The 15,929-nt window shown below is 47.3% G+C and carries 18 protein-coding genes; 7 read left to right on the top strand and 11 right to left on the bottom strand.

Features of this window, described 5'->3' with window-relative positions; all coding sequences use genetic code 11:
- Positions 1-48: 48 nt before the first annotated feature.
- From A3773_RS05935 to A3773_RS05925, 3 genes are all read left to right on the top strand, one after another.
- Positions 49-876, top strand: a complete 828-nt coding sequence (locus tag A3773_RS05935) for a polyphosphate kinase 2 family protein (RefSeq protein WP_067984050.1) — start codon at positions 49-51, stop codon at positions 874-876.
- Positions 877-948: 72 nt separating this feature from the next.
- The gene (locus A3773_RS05930; protein WP_067984048.1) at positions 949-1,152 is read left to right on the top strand and encodes a hypothetical protein; all 204 of its coding nucleotides are present in this window, start codon (positions 949-951) and stop codon (positions 1,150-1,152) included.
- Between the two features lie 220 nt (positions 1,153-1,372).
- Positions 1,373-1,678: a c-type cytochrome gene (locus A3773_RS05925; RefSeq protein WP_067984046.1), complete on the top strand. Its 306-nt coding sequence runs from the start codon at positions 1,373-1,375 to the stop codon at positions 1,676-1,678.
- Between the two features lie 63 nt (positions 1,679-1,741).
- On the opposite strand, the gene A3773_RS05920 is transcribed toward A3773_RS05925, so the two are convergent.
- Entirely contained in the window at positions 1,742-2,683 is a 942-nt protein-coding gene (locus tag A3773_RS05920; RefSeq protein WP_067984044.1) for a flagellar motor protein MotB, read from the bottom strand.
- Between the two features lie 19 nt (positions 2,684-2,702).
- Entirely contained in the window at positions 2,703-3,461 is a 759-nt protein-coding gene (pomA, locus tag A3773_RS05915) for a flagellar motor protein PomA (protein WP_067984042.1), read from the bottom strand.
- Positions 3,462-3,643: 182 nt separating this feature from the next.
- Between pomA and A3773_RS05910 the strand changes: the two genes are divergently transcribed.
- From A3773_RS05910 to A3773_RS05900, 3 genes are read left to right on the top strand one after another with little or no spacing between them, the layout of a single operon-like run.
- The gene (locus tag A3773_RS05910) at positions 3,644-3,886 is read left to right on the top strand and encodes an exodeoxyribonuclease VII small subunit (protein ID WP_067984040.1); all 243 of its coding nucleotides are present in this window, start codon (positions 3,644-3,646) and stop codon (positions 3,884-3,886) included.
- A 1-nt stretch (position 3,887) separates the two neighbouring features.
- Positions 3,888-4,769, top strand: a complete 882-nt coding sequence (locus tag A3773_RS05905; protein WP_067984038.1) for a polyprenyl synthetase family protein — start codon at positions 3,888-3,890, stop codon at positions 4,767-4,769.
- Between the two features lie 16 nt (positions 4,770-4,785).
- Positions 4,786-6,558 (top strand): 1-deoxy-D-xylulose-5-phosphate synthase, encoded by a 1,773-nt coding sequence (locus A3773_RS05900; protein ID WP_067984036.1) that lies wholly within the window; start codon positions 4,786-4,788, stop codon positions 6,556-6,558.
- Positions 6,559-6,560: 2 nt separating this feature from the next.
- On the opposite strand, the gene A3773_RS05895 is transcribed toward A3773_RS05900, so the two are convergent.
- The 9 genes from A3773_RS05895 to glyA form a co-directional block, all read right to left on the bottom strand.
- Positions 6,561-7,037: a phosphatidylglycerophosphatase A family protein gene (locus tag A3773_RS05895; protein ID WP_067984035.1), complete on the bottom strand. Its 477-nt coding sequence runs from the start codon at positions 7,035-7,037 to the stop codon at positions 6,561-6,563.
- Between the two features lie 13 nt (positions 7,038-7,050).
- Entirely contained in the window at positions 7,051-8,013 is a 963-nt protein-coding gene (gene thiL, locus A3773_RS05890) for a thiamine-phosphate kinase (RefSeq protein ID WP_067984032.1), read from the bottom strand.
- 5 nt (positions 8,014-8,018) lie between these two features.
- Positions 8,019-8,504, bottom strand: coding sequence for a transcription antitermination factor NusB (gene nusB / locus A3773_RS05885; RefSeq protein ID WP_067984030.1), 486 nt, complete (start codon positions 8,502-8,504; stop codon positions 8,019-8,021).
- A gap of 6 nt (positions 8,505-8,510) precedes the next feature.
- Positions 8,511-8,984, bottom strand: a complete 474-nt coding sequence (ribH, locus tag A3773_RS05880; RefSeq protein ID WP_067984028.1) for a 6,7-dimethyl-8-ribityllumazine synthase — start codon at positions 8,982-8,984, stop codon at positions 8,511-8,513.
- 19 nt (positions 8,985-9,003) lie between these two features.
- On the bottom strand, positions 9,004-10,122 hold the full coding sequence (gene ribBA / locus A3773_RS05875) for a bifunctional 3,4-dihydroxy-2-butanone-4-phosphate synthase/GTP cyclohydrolase II (protein ID WP_067984027.1): 1,119 nt from the start codon (positions 10,120-10,122) through the stop codon (positions 9,004-9,006).
- Between the two features lie 16 nt (positions 10,123-10,138).
- Positions 10,139-10,804, bottom strand: a complete 666-nt coding sequence (locus A3773_RS05870; RefSeq protein ID WP_067984024.1) for a riboflavin synthase — start codon at positions 10,802-10,804, stop codon at positions 10,139-10,141.
- On the bottom strand, positions 10,805-11,905 hold the full coding sequence (gene ribD, locus A3773_RS05865; RefSeq protein WP_067984212.1) for a bifunctional diaminohydroxyphosphoribosylaminopyrimidine deaminase/5-amino-6-(5-phosphoribosylamino)uracil reductase RibD: 1,101 nt from the start codon (positions 11,903-11,905) through the stop codon (positions 10,805-10,807).
- 42 nt (positions 11,906-11,947) lie between these two features.
- Positions 11,948-12,421, bottom strand: a complete 474-nt coding sequence (gene nrdR, locus A3773_RS05860) for a transcriptional regulator NrdR (protein WP_067984023.1) — start codon at positions 12,419-12,421, stop codon at positions 11,948-11,950.
- A gap of 199 nt (positions 12,422-12,620) precedes the next feature.
- Entirely contained in the window at positions 12,621-13,877 is a 1,257-nt protein-coding gene (gene glyA / locus A3773_RS05855; protein WP_067984021.1) for a serine hydroxymethyltransferase, read from the bottom strand.
- A 320-nt stretch (positions 13,878-14,197) separates the two neighbouring features.
- Here glyA and ettA point away from each other — a divergent pair, with 320 nt between their 5' ends.
- A complete protein-coding gene (gene ettA, locus A3773_RS05850; protein ID WP_067984019.1) occupies positions 14,198-15,865 on the top strand; it encodes an energy-dependent translational throttle protein EttA in 1,668 nt (555 codons plus the stop codon).
- Positions 15,866-15,929: the final 64 nt, after the last annotated feature.

Below are 15,929 nucleotides of genomic sequence, written 5' to 3'. Positions count from 1 at the left end.
AAACACGCACCCTGAACAAGCGCCGATGTCCCTTTATGGAGTCATAACATGCATCAACCTAGTCCTATCATTCTGCAAGAAAACCCGCCCTCGTTGAATACTGTCGACTTTACCGATGCACTGTTAACCGATAAGCAAGCCTACTTAAAGACACAGAAAAAACTACAAAAGAAGATATTGAGCATACAGCAAGCCTATTACCATCAAAAACGTCGAGCTATTTTGGTGTTTGAAGGCTGGGATGCCAGCGGTAAAGGGGGAGCCATCCGCCGTTTAACAGAAAAATTAGACCCTCGCGGCGTTAAAGTGTACCCCATTAGCGCCCCCTCGCCTGAAGAGCAAAGCAAACATTACTTACAGCGTTTTCAAGCGCGCTTACCTGAAGCCGGCACCATCGCTATCTTTGACCGCTCATGGTACGGCAGAGTATTAGTCGAGCGCGTAGAAGGATTTGCATCAGAACACGCATGGCAGCGGGCTTATCAAGAGATTAACGAATTTGAACGTAGCCTGATTGATGATGGCGCAAAGATCATTAAGATCTTTATGCATATCGACCCAGACGAGCAACTTAAACGCTTTGACGAACGACTCAACAACCCGGTTAAACGCTGGAAGCTCACCACAGAAGATATTAGAAACCGCATGAAGTGGCCTGAATATCATGAGGCAATGAACGATATGTTCACATACACCTCCACCCAAGCGGCACCTTGGCATATTATCGCCGCCAACCATAAATGGTATGCCCGTACAGAGGTTTTAAAAACCATCGCGGCTCAACTATCCGACGGTATGGATATTAGCCCACCACCGGTGGACCCAGACGTGATTCGCGAGGCTTATCAAGCCTTAGGCATAAAGATATCAGACTAACCCGCGCCACTGCCATAATTTTGTAACAATCCGTTGGCATCATTAGCCTCACTTACAAAGAGGCGAAGATAAATGACAGAAAATACGTTAAAAACTCAGCTGAAACAGTTGCTGAATCGTGGTTACTCAGAAATTGATGTGCTTAATCTAGGCATTGCACCCAAGCATTTAGTCGATCAAGCTATTTCAGAATACAACGCAGATCAGCGGATTCAAGATCAAACATTGCGTACACAGCATAACCAAGCAAATTTTGCTATGCGCTTAGGTGGTTAATTTAACCACCTACCCTACCTATGAACCATTTTCCTATATTCTTTAGCATTATTCATTTCTTCTATTGATTTCATTCAGATACAATTCACCTTGTTTGGTGTATTAATGTTAGCTACTAGGGACAAGCAAACACATCCCTAACGATGTAGCAGGCTGATTTTTGTGGGGAAAGCCCGTTAGTCCCAATAAAAAATTGATGAGCACTTATAGGAAAATTACAATGAAAAAAGTACTTATTGCAGCAGCTGCTGCGACTCTGATGTTACCTGCAGCAGCCATGGCTGAGCGTGATGGTCTAACGGTATACAACACTAAATGTGGCGTATGTCATGCTTCAGGTAATGCTGGCGCACCTAAACTAGGTGATTCGGCGGATTGGGGCGCACGTGCGACTCAGGGTATTGATACACTATTGGCAACAGCTAAAAAAGGTAAAGGCGCTATGCCTCCTTCAGGCCTATGCATGGACTGTAACGATAACGAACTTAAAGCAGCCATCCAGTACATGTTAGATAACTCTAAATAAGCGTTATTTACATGCATAAAAAAACCGCCTAATAGGCGGTTTTTTTTTGTCTCTATAGTACTGTTAAAAAATATCGGTTGGCGATAAGTCTCGCAACTGACCATTAGGATCGCCCTCGGGACTCGCCTGCAATTTCTCTAACAACTCTTGGTCTTTTCCTTTCTGCACAATAATTTCTACACGGCGATTTTTGATTCTATTTTCACGCGTGCTGTTTGGCACTAAAGGTTTTGTATCCGCATAACCCAACACCCTAAAGCGGGATTGTTCAATCCGAGGGTCACCAAATAACTCATGCGCCACCGCTAAAGCACGGGCAACAGAAAGGTCCCAGTTAGACTCAAAGCGACGCCCCGCATAGGGAATATTATCACTGTGGCCTTCGATAGCGACATTGCCTTTCACATCCAGCAATACATCTCTAATTTTCGCCAAGACAGGAATGGACTCATATTTCAGTTCGGCAGAACCTGAGTCAAAAGACCCTTTCTCTTTAATACGAATAATAATTTTCTTACCATCCGTTTCAACTTCAACACTGCCCTCGCCAATCTCTTCGGCTAAAGCGGCGGCGAACTCGACCGCATCCTCTTTTGCTTGTTGCTCTTGTTCTTTTTGCAGTGCTTGATCAATGCCTGCTTCTTGATCCGGTGTATCACTCTCCCCCTCTTTTGAACGAACATCTAATGTATTCATATCATTATTGACCGTCATCTGACGGATTTCGTTCAAGGGCGTAGGTTCAGGACGACCGGGGCTAAACTCCTGCGCAATAATCGAGGTGCCTTTAGGTATGTCTTCAACTTTAATTTGATTTTGCACACCAAACGCTTCACGCATGGAGCCCGCCAGTTGTTTAAACTTTAAGACGTCCATTTCCGAAAAGGATAAAAGTAGAACAAAGAAACACATCAACAGCGACATTAAGTCGCCGAAGGTTGCTAACCAACCAGGTAACCCTGCAGGACAGGGGGGGCATTCTTGCTCTTCGGTATCATCACTCATTGCTCAGCTCCTTACCGAATTAACCTTCAGCCGCCACACGTTTTTTCTCTGGCAGATAGTTTCTCAACATCTGCTCGATCACGCGCGGGTTTTGACCTGCTTGAATAGCCAATAAGCCATCAATCACTAAAGACGCATTGAGCGCCTCTTCATTTTTTCTGACATTGAGTTTATCTGCCATAGGAAGCGCAACCATTGTTGCGAGCATGGCCCCATAAAGCGTTGTTAACAGCGCAACCGCCATGGCGGGACCAATGGATTTTGGGTCACTCATGTTAGATAGCATCTGCACTAAACCAACGAGTGTACCGATCATCCCCATCGAAGGACCTACATCCCCAACGGCAGAAAAGACCGACGCACCAAATTCATGGCGATCACTGGTAAGTTTCGCTTCTTTTTTGAGCAGTGTTTTAACTACTTCAGGATCATGGCCATCCACCAATAACTGAATACCCCGCTGCATAAAATCACTGCTAACCGTTTTATCTTCTAACGAAAGCAACCCGCCTTTACGCGCAGCATCCGCTAACTCAACGGTTTCAGCAATAATATCTTCAGGGTTTAAAGACTTGTACATGAAGGCCTTAGCGGCCACTTTACCTGCACCTAAAAACTGGCCTAAGGTAAACTTCATCAACACAACAAAAATACTACCGCCAATAACAATCAATAATGACGGTGGATTGATAAAAACACCTGGATCACCACCCGTGACAATCGCAGCGATGACAATACCGAAACTGCCTAATAAACCGACGAGCGTAGCTATATCCACTCAGTACTCCCTCATACCAGCCAATGAACACTGTTCATGCCCTATCTAACGAACTGCTTATCATAGCAAAAAAGCACAAACAATCACCCACTCTTCATAGGTTTAACAGTTATTCTTTAGGTATAATTGATTCTAGACCGATGCTTCGGTAAGTTTAGCCCTTTCAATGTGGATTCATTCCCATGCCTCGTAAAAAGAAAACAACCGATTTCGAGCAATCTTTACAAGATCTCGAATCAATCGTTACACAGATGGAACAAGGTGAGCTGTCTTTAGAGGACTCTCTTAAAGCATTTGAAGAAGGGGTAAGCCTCACACGCGAATGTCAAAATATCCTTGCCCAAGCAGAACAAAAGGTTCAACTATTGATGGAATCAGGCGGTGAGCTAAAAACCGAACCCTTTGATCCTGAAGAGGGTAGCTAACTTGGACATTCGCAGCCTGCTCAACCAATACAGCGAGCGTGTCGATAGTTACCTTAAAACATGCATCAGCCAAGAAAGTATCGACCCCATTTTACAGGCGTCGATGCTGTATTCACTTTTTAATGGCGGCAAGCGCGTTAGGCCCACCTTAGTGCACATGGTAAATTCAATGTTAGGTGGCGATATGCGTCACGCTGACAGTGCCGCCGCCGCGATCGAATGTATCCATAGCTACTCCCTCGTTCACGATGACCTGCCTGCTATGGATGATGACGACCTAAGACGGGGTAAGCCAACCTGTCATATCGCCTATGATGAGGCAACCGCAATTCTGGCGGGTGATGCACTACAGAGCCTCGCCTTTGAACTGATCGCCGTTGATCCCTACCTTAACGCTGAGGATAAAGTCGCGTTAGTGAAAGAGCTAAGTATCGCCTCGGGCTATCAAGGCATGGCGGTAGGCCAGTCCTTTGACCTGCGTAATGTAGGAAAACCGTTGAATCTGGTGCAATTAGAAGCCATGCACCAACACAAAACCGGTGCGCTTTTACAATGCTCAGTTATTATGGGGGCTATCATCAGCGGTAAAGCGAGCCAAGCCCAGCTCAGCGCGTTAACCGATTATGCAAAAGCCATAGGCTTAGCATTCCAAGTGCAAGATGACATTCTTGATATTGAGGGCGACTCTGCAGTTATCGGCAAACCCCAAGGCTCAGACCTAGCACAAAAAAAACCGACCTATCCTGCCCTATTAGGGCTTGAAAGTGCTAAGCTGAAACTACAACAGCTACACGACGATGCGACCCAAGCCTTAGCCCCATTCGGTTCATCCGCATCGGAATTAAACGCACTGGCTGATTTTATCGTTCACCGCGATCATTAACTTTAAAAGACCCTTTATGTTTCTCACGATCCCCGCGTCTCGTCCTAGTACTCCACTACTAGATCAGGTTAATGATCCAAAACAACTTCGCCAACTCCCTGCGGACCAACTACCTGAGCTCGCAGAACAGTTGAGGGCATATTTACTCTATAGCGTTGGGCAAAGTGGTGGACATTTTGGCGCGGGCTTAGGCGTTGTCGAATTAACAATCGCCTTACATTACCTATTAAACACACCCGACGATCATCTCGTTTGGGACGTAGGACACCAATGCTACCCCCATAAGATACTAACGGGACGACGGGAAAACATGCTCCATATCCGTCAAAAAGGAGGGCCTTCCCCGTTCCCGAAACGATCAGAAAGTCCCTATGACGACTTTGGTGTAGGCCACTCAAGCACCTCGATTAGCGCCGCGTTGGGTATGGCGATCGCGGACAAACTCCGCGGGCAAAAAAGTAAAACAGTTGCCGTCATTGGTGATGGTGCCATGACCGCTGGGATGGCATTTGAAGCCCTCAACCATGCCGCCCATACCGACACCGATCTGTTGGTTATCCTCAATGATAATGATATGTCGATATCACATAATGAGGGAGGCTTGGCGACCTACTTAGCAAAAAACATCAAACAAAAAAGTGAAGGCGAAACCACCGCAGCGCTCTTTGAAGCTTTAGATTTTGAATATACCGGCCCCGTAGATGGCCATGATCTACCAACGCTACTGTCAAAACTTTCAGCGGTCCTGAGCAAAGACGGCCCACAATTTCTCCACCTCATCACCAAAAAAGGTAAAGGCTTTAAACCCGCCGAAGATGACCCTGTGGGTTACCATGCAATTACTAAAATAAGCCCTATCCACCAGCCAAAAGAGAAAAAAGTCACCTACTCCAACATTTTTGGCCGTTGGATCTGTGAGATCGCGCAATCAAACCCACACGTAACAGCGATCACACCCGCTATGAAAGAGGGGTCTGACCTTGTTGCGTTTGCCACCCAATACCCTAATCGCTTTTTTGATGTGGCCATCGCAGAGCAACATGCGCTTACCCTTGCCGCAGGTATGGCATGCCAAAAGATAAAACCGGTTGTCGCGATCTACTCTACCTTTTTACAACGGGCCTATGACCAGTTAATCCATGACATCTCGATTCAAGACTTGGACCTTCTACTGGCCATAGATCGAGCAGGCTTAGTGGGTGAGGATGGTGCAACCCATAGCGGCGTCCTCGATATCAGTATGCTACGCGGCTTACCTAAAGCCGTGATCATGACGCCCTCAAGTGCGCAAGAGCTACGCAACATGTTATACACCGGGTTTCTTTACAAGGGATTGGCCGCTGTACGCTACCCTAGAGGGTCCGCGATCGCCCATGTCGAAGGCGAAATGGAGCCCCTCGAGATTGGCCGTAGCCTGCAAATACGTAAAGGAGAAAAGGTCGCGCTACTTAATTTTGGCCCCCTACTCAAAACAGCACAGGCGGTTGCCGACAGCCAGAATTACAGCTTAGTGGATATGCGTTTTGTTAAGCCCCTTGATGGCAAGATGGTGGAAAAACTGGCGAACAACCACCAGCTTCTAGTCACATTAGAAGATCACAGCATTATAGGTGGAGCAGGATCAGAGGTAAGTGAGCATTTACACCATATACAAAGCAATACGCTACTGTTAACCTTAGGTATCCCTGATAAATGGATAGGCCATGCTACCCGAGAAGAGCAACTGGCTGAATGCGGTTTAGATCAAGCCGGCATAGCGCAAGCGATAGAGAAAGCGTTGACCCGCTAAGTTTACAACCAGAAGAAAGCGATACACTGCAAGACAATCGCGGCAAAAATACCGGCAATAACATCATCTAGCATCACGCCAAGCCCGCCTGACACTTTTTGGTCAGCCCACTTTATCGGCCACGGTTTGATAATATCGAATAGTCGAAAGAGCACAAAACCAATCACAATCCACAACACACCCGCCGGTGCTAATGTCATCGTAATCCAAAACCCAACAAACTCATCCCAGACAATACCACCATGATCATGCACACCAATATCTTTACTGGTACGGTCACACAGCCAGATACCGATCAACGTCGTTACCACTAACATCAACAGATACCACGGCAGGCTTAACTGTTGAAACCAGAAATAAGGAATAACGGCAGCAAGTGTTCCAAACGTGCCCGGCGCCCAAGGGGCTGCCCCACTCCCCAAACCGAACGCTAAGAAATGGATAGGGTTTTTCCAGACACTGGCCGGTACTTTATTCACGTACACTCCTCATTTAGTCATCTGTTCGCTGAAAATGATCGTAACCGGAGCCCTGTATCTGACAAGGCTCGCCACGAAGAAATAGTTCGATATCCGCCCGATCCGTCACTTTGCCTATGACAGTAACAGGAACCGGTAGCTGCGACAAAAGGGCGAGGTAGTTAGGCGGAAGCGTAAAGCACAACTCAAAGTCCTCTCCCCCCGTCAGCGCCCATTGTCGAGCACTCTCCTCGCCAAACGTAGCGATAAGCTGAGAGGAGATCGGCACAGCCTCTAACTGTAAACGCGCCCCTAAACCACCGCTCGCTTTTAGAATATGTGACAGATCAGACAATAGCCCATCGGAGATATCAATACAGCTATTGGCCTTGCCTAACAGTATTTTTCCCAGCTCAATACGTGGTGTCGGCGCATAAAAGCGTTCGAGCAGATAGCCAGCCTCTGTATGATTCTCAAAACCATTCAGTAAACCGTCTAAACCACCTCGGCTATCTCCCAAACAACCACTGACACAGATAAGATCACCGACCTTTGCCCCCGCACGGGTTAAGCGATGATCACGCGGTAGAAAACCATGTACTTGTGCCGATAATGTTAACGGACCTTTTGTGGTATCCCCTCCCACCAACGACACATGGTATTCATTACACAGCTGCGCTAAACGGCTACTAAATAGCTGTAGCCAGTCTTCATCGGGCTCTGGGAGTGTGAGGGCTAAGGTCAACCATGCCGGTGTCGCCCCCATCGCCGCTAGATCACTTAATGCCGAACCAAAAAGGCGGCTGGCCAGCAGATCGGCGGGGGTTCCTTCAAGAAAGTGAGTCCCTTGCACTAAGGAATCAATGGAGACAGCGAGTTGCTGCCCTGTCGGCACCGACAGCACGGCACAATCATCACCTATACCCAACGCAACAGAAGCATCCGTAGATGCTTCTGCAAAATAGCGCTGGATCAGCTCAAACTCACTCAGTGACATGAAGCTTAAGACTTACGCTGACGTTGATCTCGAATCTCAGCCATACGTACACGCTGAGCCAATTTATCCAGCACACCATTAACGTAACGATGACTTTCAGTCGCGCCAAACTTCTTCGCTAGTTCAACACTCTCGTTGATAGCAACACGGTAAGGTACCTCGATGCGTTGAGCCAGCTCAAACGCGCCGATACGAAGTACGGTTAGTTCGATAGGATCAAGCTCTTCAACTTGGCGATCAAGAAAATCTAAGTATGATTTATCCAAATCACTCTTAGCACCGGCAATGCCATGTAAAAGCTGAGAAAAGAGTTTGATATCCGTATCACGCATATCGTTATCCACTCTAAACTGTGCTTCTATCTCATGTACCGGCTGCCCTGCAATCTCCCATTGATAGAGCGCTTGTAGCGCATAACTACGGGCATTACGACGCTGAGTCGTTAGGGAGGCTTTTTTCTTTGATACCGGTTTGTTGTCGTTGTCACTCATGTAAACTTAAACCTCAAGCTGCTTAAGCAGGCTAACCATCTCAATGGCAGATAGCGCAGCTTCAGCACCCTTATTGCCCATTTTAGTACCGGAGCGTTCAACCGCTTGCTCGATACTATTCACCGTCAGAATGCCGTTAGCAACCGGTAGATCGTAATCTAGGGATACTTGAGCAACACCTTTAGAGCTTTCACCTGATACATATTCAAAATGCGGTGTGCCACCACGAATAACCGCACCTAATGCAATAATTGCATCATCTTTTTTCTGTGCAGCAATACGTTTAACAGCCAAAGGAATTTCGAAAGCACCAGGAACACGGATAACACGAATTTTATCTTCGCTTACGCCGTGACGTTTAAGTGTATCGATTGCGCCTTCTAATAGGCTTTCTACAACAAATGCGTTAAAGCGACCCACTACAATAGCGTAGTTGCCGTCAGCGTTAACAAAATCACCTTCAATGGTTTTCACAGCCATGATTCAAGTACCGGTCTAATTAGTCTTCACAAGGAATATATTTTTCAATCTCAAGGTCAAAACCAGAGATCGCATTAAACTTCATTGGTGCACTGAGTAAGTTCATTTTACCGACACCCAGGTCACGCAGTATTTGCGAACCAGTCCCTACCGTTAAGTAGGCGCCCGATGCGCTCACATCTACTTTTGATTTTTGATGACCTTTAAGCATAAGCTCAAGTGAATCACCCATATCAACCAGTTCGCCATTATCGAGCAACAACACAACACCCTGGCCTTCTTTCGCTACCCGCGCCAATGCTTTACGCATCGTCCATTTAGGCTCTTCACCCGGCGCTACCGCACCCACCACATCGCGCAAGACTTCATTACGGTTGTGTACACGTACAAAGGTAGGTTGGTCTTCTTTGATCTCACCCAGCGTCATCGCTAAGTGTGTGCAGTTTTGAATCTCGTCTTTGTAGGTAATATAGTTGAAATCACCATACTCTGTAGATATAACACCCGCCTCATCACGCTGTACGGTATGTTCGTTCGCTGTACGGTAGTGGATCAAATCTGCAATCGTACCGATCTTCAAATTGTGCTTTTGCGCAAACTCTTCTAGATCAGGACGACGTGCCATAGTGCCATCATCGTTCATCACTTCGACGATGGCCGCCGCGGGCGTGAAACCCGCCATACGCGCAAGATCACAACCCGCTTCAGTGTGTCCCGCTCGGCTCAATACGCCACCGGGTTGCGCCATCAAAGGAAAGATATGACCCGGCTGCACAATATCATCGGCGGTTGCATTCGCTTTCACTGCAGTTCTTACCGTGTGTGCACGATCCGCTGCTGAGATACCCGTTGTCACACCTTCAGCGGCTTCAATGGATAACGTAAAGTTGGTCGCAAACTGGGCACCATTACTCTGGACCATCAGCGGAAGCTTTAATTGCTCACAGCGCTCACGGGTCAATGTTAAGCAGATAAGCCCTCGCGCATGTGTGGCCATGAAGTTAATATCATCAGCACGAACCATTTCGGCAGCGATGATCAGATCACCTTCATTTTCACGATCTTCGTCGTCCATCAAGATAACCATCTTACCTTGACGTATATCTTCCAATAACTCTTCGGGTGTATTCAGTTTCATCTAATTTATACCATCGTTAGCGGTTAAAGCCGCAAGCCATCAAGGTTTCCATTGTTAAACCCTGATCGCTTTGTTCATTATTAGTCGCCGGAGTATGCCCGAGCAAACGCTCTAAGTAGCGCGCAATAATATCCACTTCAATATGGATCAAACGTCCCGGAACATACTCGGTCATAATTGTTTCTTGCGCAGTGTGAGGCACAATATTCAATTCAAAGTACTCACCGTCAATAGCATTCAGCGTCAAACTAATACCATCAACCGTCACTGACCCTTTTGCCGCTAAGTAGCGTTGTAAGTTCGACGGTGCCTTAACCGTAAAACGTATAGAACGGGCATCTTCTTTACGGGAGATAATCTCGCCTAAGCCATCGACATGCCCTGTGACAATATGCCCACCTAAACGACTGGTCGGCATCAAGGCTTTTTCAAGATTAACCCGCTCTCCCACACGTAATGTATGGAAACGGGTATGGGCAAGCGTCTCACGCGATACATCGGCAATAAAACCATCACCGGGTAACTCAACGGCAGTCAAACACACACCGTTGGTTGCAATACTATCGCCTAGCTTAACATCACTCAGGTCTAGGCTGCCGGTACGCACATATAAGCGCATATCCCCCGACCGCTGTTCGATTAAGGCGATAGACCCCACCGCTTCAATTATTCCGGTAAACATCTATTGCTCTCCATAAACAGGTGTTAATACCAGTTTCAGGTCACTGCCAATCATTCGACTATCGATCTGTTTCAGTTCGATCTGCTCTGACATTTTAGCAAAAGGTAATGAGAATGCGGGCCGAGCATCACTTCCTAGCAGCTTCATGGCAAAATACAGGTGTAACTCATCGACAAGCCCTTGTGCCATAAACGCACCCGCGAGGGTCGCCCCCGTTTCCACTAACACCTCATTACACTGTCCACTGCTGACTAACCAATCAAGTAAGGCAGGTAATGAGACTCGCCCTTGCGCTTCCGGCAGGCTGATCACTTCAGCCCCCGCATCGGATAAGGCGCGCTGTAACAACTGATCCGTTGAACATGTTGCTATTAGTGTACGTCCGGGTTGCTTGAGAATTTTAGCACTCAGCGGCGTGCGTAACGCTGAATCAACAACCACACGTAAAGGTTGCTGCTTTGTGATCTCAAGCGCCTCAGGCAGCGCAAGCTGCTCAGCACGTACCGTCAACGCAGAATCATCATGAATAATCGATTCAACACCGGTTATGATAACTGAGCTCTGCGCTCTTAATTTTTGTACATCACTGCGTGCTGCAGGCCCCGTTATCCACTGGGATTCACCGGACGCCATTGCGGTACGCCCATCAAGGCTGGACGCCAGCTTCAGCCGAATAAAGGGCTTGCCAGACTCCATACGTTTGATAAATCCGGGGTTAAGCGCCCGCGCTTCACTTTCGAGCAGCCCGGCAGAGGTATCAATACCCGCATGGGCTAACATCGCTAAGCCACGTCCCGCTACTTGTGGGTTTGGGTCCACCATTGCAGAGATAACCCGCGTAACACCCGCCGCAATCAGCCCTTCGGCACAGGGGGGTGTTCTGCCATAGTGGCTGCAGGGTTCCAGCGTGACATAAGCGGTGGCGCTCTTGGCATCACTACCCGCTTGGGCCAGCGCGTTCACTTCAGCATGGCCCTCACCTGCGCGCAGATGAAAGCCCTCCCCCACAATGACCCCATCCTTAACTAACACACAGCCTACACGGGGGTTGGGATGGGTTGTATACATACCTTTACGCGCCAATTGAATGGCCCGCGACATATATTCACGATCAGCAATTGACCACTGAGATTCGTCCGACACTTAGCCTTCACCTTCTGATTTATGTTGTTCAGACAGGCGCTCGATCTCTTCTTTAAACTCATTTATATCTTGGAAGCTACGATACACGGAAGCAAAGCGCACATAGGCAACTTCATCTAGTTTTCGCAGTTCAGACATCACCTCTTCACCCACCTGTCGAGAAGGCAGCTCTCGCTCACCTGTCGCGCGTAAACGGTGTTTGATACGGCTGATTGACGCCTCGACTTCTTCAATGGATACAGGTCGTTTTTCAAGTGCACGGTGGATACCGGCACGTAACTTTTCATCATCAAAGGGTTGGCGTGAACCATCGGCTTTAATTAGGCGGGGCATGAGAAGCTCGGCAGCTTCGTAGGTGGTAAAACGTTCACTACAGGTTACGCATTCACGACGACGACGCACCTGCTGGCCTTCTGCCACCAGACGAGAGTCGACTACTTTGGTTTCATTGGCATTACAAAACGGACAATGCATCAACTTTTCCTGCGTAAAGAGCGAGGAATATAACCGATAATAAAGGCAGTCATATTCCGAATATAGGTGCGTTTATTTACTCCCCTCTATAAAAAATTCAGGGAATAAAAAGGGGCTGCCTAATGAACATGTAAACAAGTTCAGGACAGCCCCGCGATTGTACATTTTTCCGGCTATAAGTTATAGCCAGTTACCCAGATTACTTATAAACAGGGTAGCGTGCACAGATCTCTTTTACTTGAGACTTAACGCGAGCAATCACGGCTTCGTTATTAATGTCATCAAGAATGTCACAAATCCAGTTTGTTAGATCAGTCACTTCAGCTTCTTTGAATCCACGGCGAGTAACCGCAGGTGTACCAATACGTAAACCTGATGTTACAAACGGTGAACGTGGATCGTTAGGCACAGAGTTTTTGTTAACGGTGATGTTTGCACGGCCTAGCGCCGCATCTGCATCTTTACCGGTAAACTCTTTATCGATCAGATCAACAAGGAAAAGATGATCGTCTGTCCCTTCAGACACGATTTTAATACCACGCTTCATGAAGGCAGCCGCCATCGCCTGTGCATTTTTAACCACTTGCGCTTGGTACTCTTTCCACTCAGGCTCCATCGCTTCTTTAAAGCAAACCGCTTTACCCGCGATAACATGCATCAAAGGACCACCCTGAGACTCAGGGAAGACAGCGAAATTAAGCTTTTTCTGTAGTTCTTCATCAGCACGAGCCGACAAGATCAAACCACCACGTGGGCCGCCTAGCGTTTTATGCGTTGTTGTTGTTACAACATCGGCAATACCGATTGGTGATGGGTAAACACCCGCAGCCACTAAGCCTGCAACATGTGCCATATCAACAAACAGAGATGCACCAACTTTATCCGCAATATCACGGAAACGCTGCCAATCAACAATACGAGAATACGCAGAGAAACCTGCAACAATCATAGTTGGCTTATGCTCAAGCGCTAAACGCTCAACCTCATCGTAATCAATCTCGCCCGTTTCTGGGTTCAAACCATACTGAACAGCATTGTAGATACGACCTGAGAACGATACCGCTGCACCATGAGTCAAATGTCCACCGTGTGCCAAGCTCATCCCTAAAATAGTATCGCCAGGCTTACAAAGTGCCATATACACAGCCGCATTTGCTTGCGAACCAGAATGGGGCTGAACATTAGCGTATGTTGCACCGAACAACGCTTTAGCTCGATCAATCGCTAACTGCTCTACAACATCAACGTGTTCGCAGCCACCGTAGTAACGCTTGTTAGGGTAACCTTCAGCGTATTTATTGGTAAGCGCAGAACCCTGAGCTTCCATAACGCGAGGACTGGTATAGTTTTCTGATGCAATCAGTTCGATGTGCTCTTCTTGACGCACAGTTTCAGCCTGCATGGCAGACCATAGATCCGCGTCGAAATCAGCGATTGTCATATCTTTGCTAAACATTGTACTTTATGTCCCCTGAATACAATATGGGCTCTGTTCAACTGAAAACAGCAACGGTAAAACCGCTGATTAATTACAGCTACGAACACGTTAAGAATTGGGAAAGCGCGTATTATAACGAAACATTTACGGGGTTACACTTGAAACAGACTCAAAAACACTTCAATTACACTCAACTTGCAGACATCTAGGGCGATTCTTAGCCAAAGATAAATATAAATTCTACTTTTCCCTATTGATTCACTCTGACAATAGCCTTCTACCGTCTATTTCCGTTAAAATTACATCATTAATTTCTGACAAAACAGACAGGTTACTGCATGGCTCAGTTCGTTTATTCAATGAACCGCGTTGGTAAAGTTGTACCGCCAAAACGCGAAATTCTAAAAGACATCTCTCTCTCTTTCTTCCCAGGCGCCAAAATTGGTGTGCTCGGCCTAAACGGCTCCGGTAAGTCAACGCTGCTGAAGATCATGGCAGGACTGGATACTGAGATCATCGGCGAAGCGCAGCCAATGCCTGGCCTAAACATCGGTTACCTGCCTCAGGAACCTGAGCTAGACGAAACAAAAACCGTGCGTGAAGTGATCGAGGAAGCGGTTTCTGATGTCAAGGAAGCACTTGATGGTTTAGAGGCGGTCTATGCTGCTTATGCTGAACCGGATGCAGACTTCGATGAATTAGCCAAAAAACAGGCACAATTTGAAGACCTGATTCAAGCCAAAGATGGCCATAACCTAGACACCGCACTTGAACGTGCCGCCGATGCGATGCGCCTTCCCCCTTGGGATGCTGAGGTTAAAAACTTATCCGGTGGTGAACGTCGCCGTGTCGCCTTGTGCCGCTTGCTTTTAGATAAGCCAGACATGCTGCTACTAGACGAGCCAACTAACCATCTGGATGCTGAATCCGTTGCGTGGATTGAACGTTTTTTACAGGAATATCCGGGTACCGTTGTTGCGATCACCCATGACCGTTACTTCCTTGATAACGCGGCGGGCTGGATCTTGGAACTTGACCGCGGACGCGGCATTCCTTACGAGGGCAACTACTCCTCTTGGCTTGAGCAGAAAGAGCAGCGCCTAGAGCAAGAAGCCAAACAGGAAGCTGCTCATCATAAAGCGGTGTCTTCTGAGCTAGAGTGGGTTCGCCAAGGACAAAAAGGGCGCCAGTCAAAATCAAAAGCGCGCTTAAAACAGTTTGAAGAGATGAACTCAAAAGAGTTCCAAACACGTAACGAAACCCAAGAGATCTACATTCCACCTGGACCGCGTTTAGGTGAAAAAGTTATCGATGCCGTCAACATATCTAAAGCCTATGGCGACAAAGTACTGTTTGAAAACCTAAGCTTCTCGATTCCCCAAGGGGCGATTGTCGGCATTATTGGTGGTAACGGCGCGGGTAAATCAACACTGTTTAAAATGATTAGCGGTGAAGAAAAACCTGATTCCGGTGAGATCGAAATTGGTTCAACGGTTGAGCTCGCTTACGTTAACCAGTCCCGTGACCTAAATGGCGACAAAACAGTGTTTGAAGAACTGTCTGATGGCCAAGATATTATTACGGTCGGCAACTACCAAACACCATCACGCGCTTATTGCGGTCGTTTTAACTTTAAAGGCGGCGATCAGCAGAAATTTGTCAAAGATCTATCCGGTGGTGAGCGTAACCGCTTACATATGGCCAAACTGCTCAAAGAGGGTGGCAACGTTCTCCTCCTCGATGAGCCAACCAATGATTTGGATATTGAAACCTTACGTGCATTAGAGGAAGCGATTCTGGCCTTCCCTGGTTGCGCCGTAGTGATCTCCCATGACCGTTGGTTCCTTGACCGTATTTGTACGCATATGTTGGCGTACGAAGGCGACTCTAAAGTTGAGTTCTTTGAAGGCAACTACACGGAGTATCAAGACGACTACAAACGTCGTTATGGTAAAGAGCACCAGCCTGAGCGTATTAAATACAAACGTATGGTTGATCTAGGCTAGTCCACGACGCACCTAAAAAAACCGAGGCACTGTCTCGGTTTTTTTTTGTAACAAGGTTCGGAGC

This window comes from Neptuniibacter pectenicola (assembly GCF_001597735.1).
Taxonomy (GTDB): Bacteria; Pseudomonadota; Gammaproteobacteria; order Pseudomonadales; family Balneatricaceae; genus Neptuniibacter; species Neptuniibacter pectenicola.
This window is presented reverse-complemented; position numbering and strand designations above follow the sequence as displayed.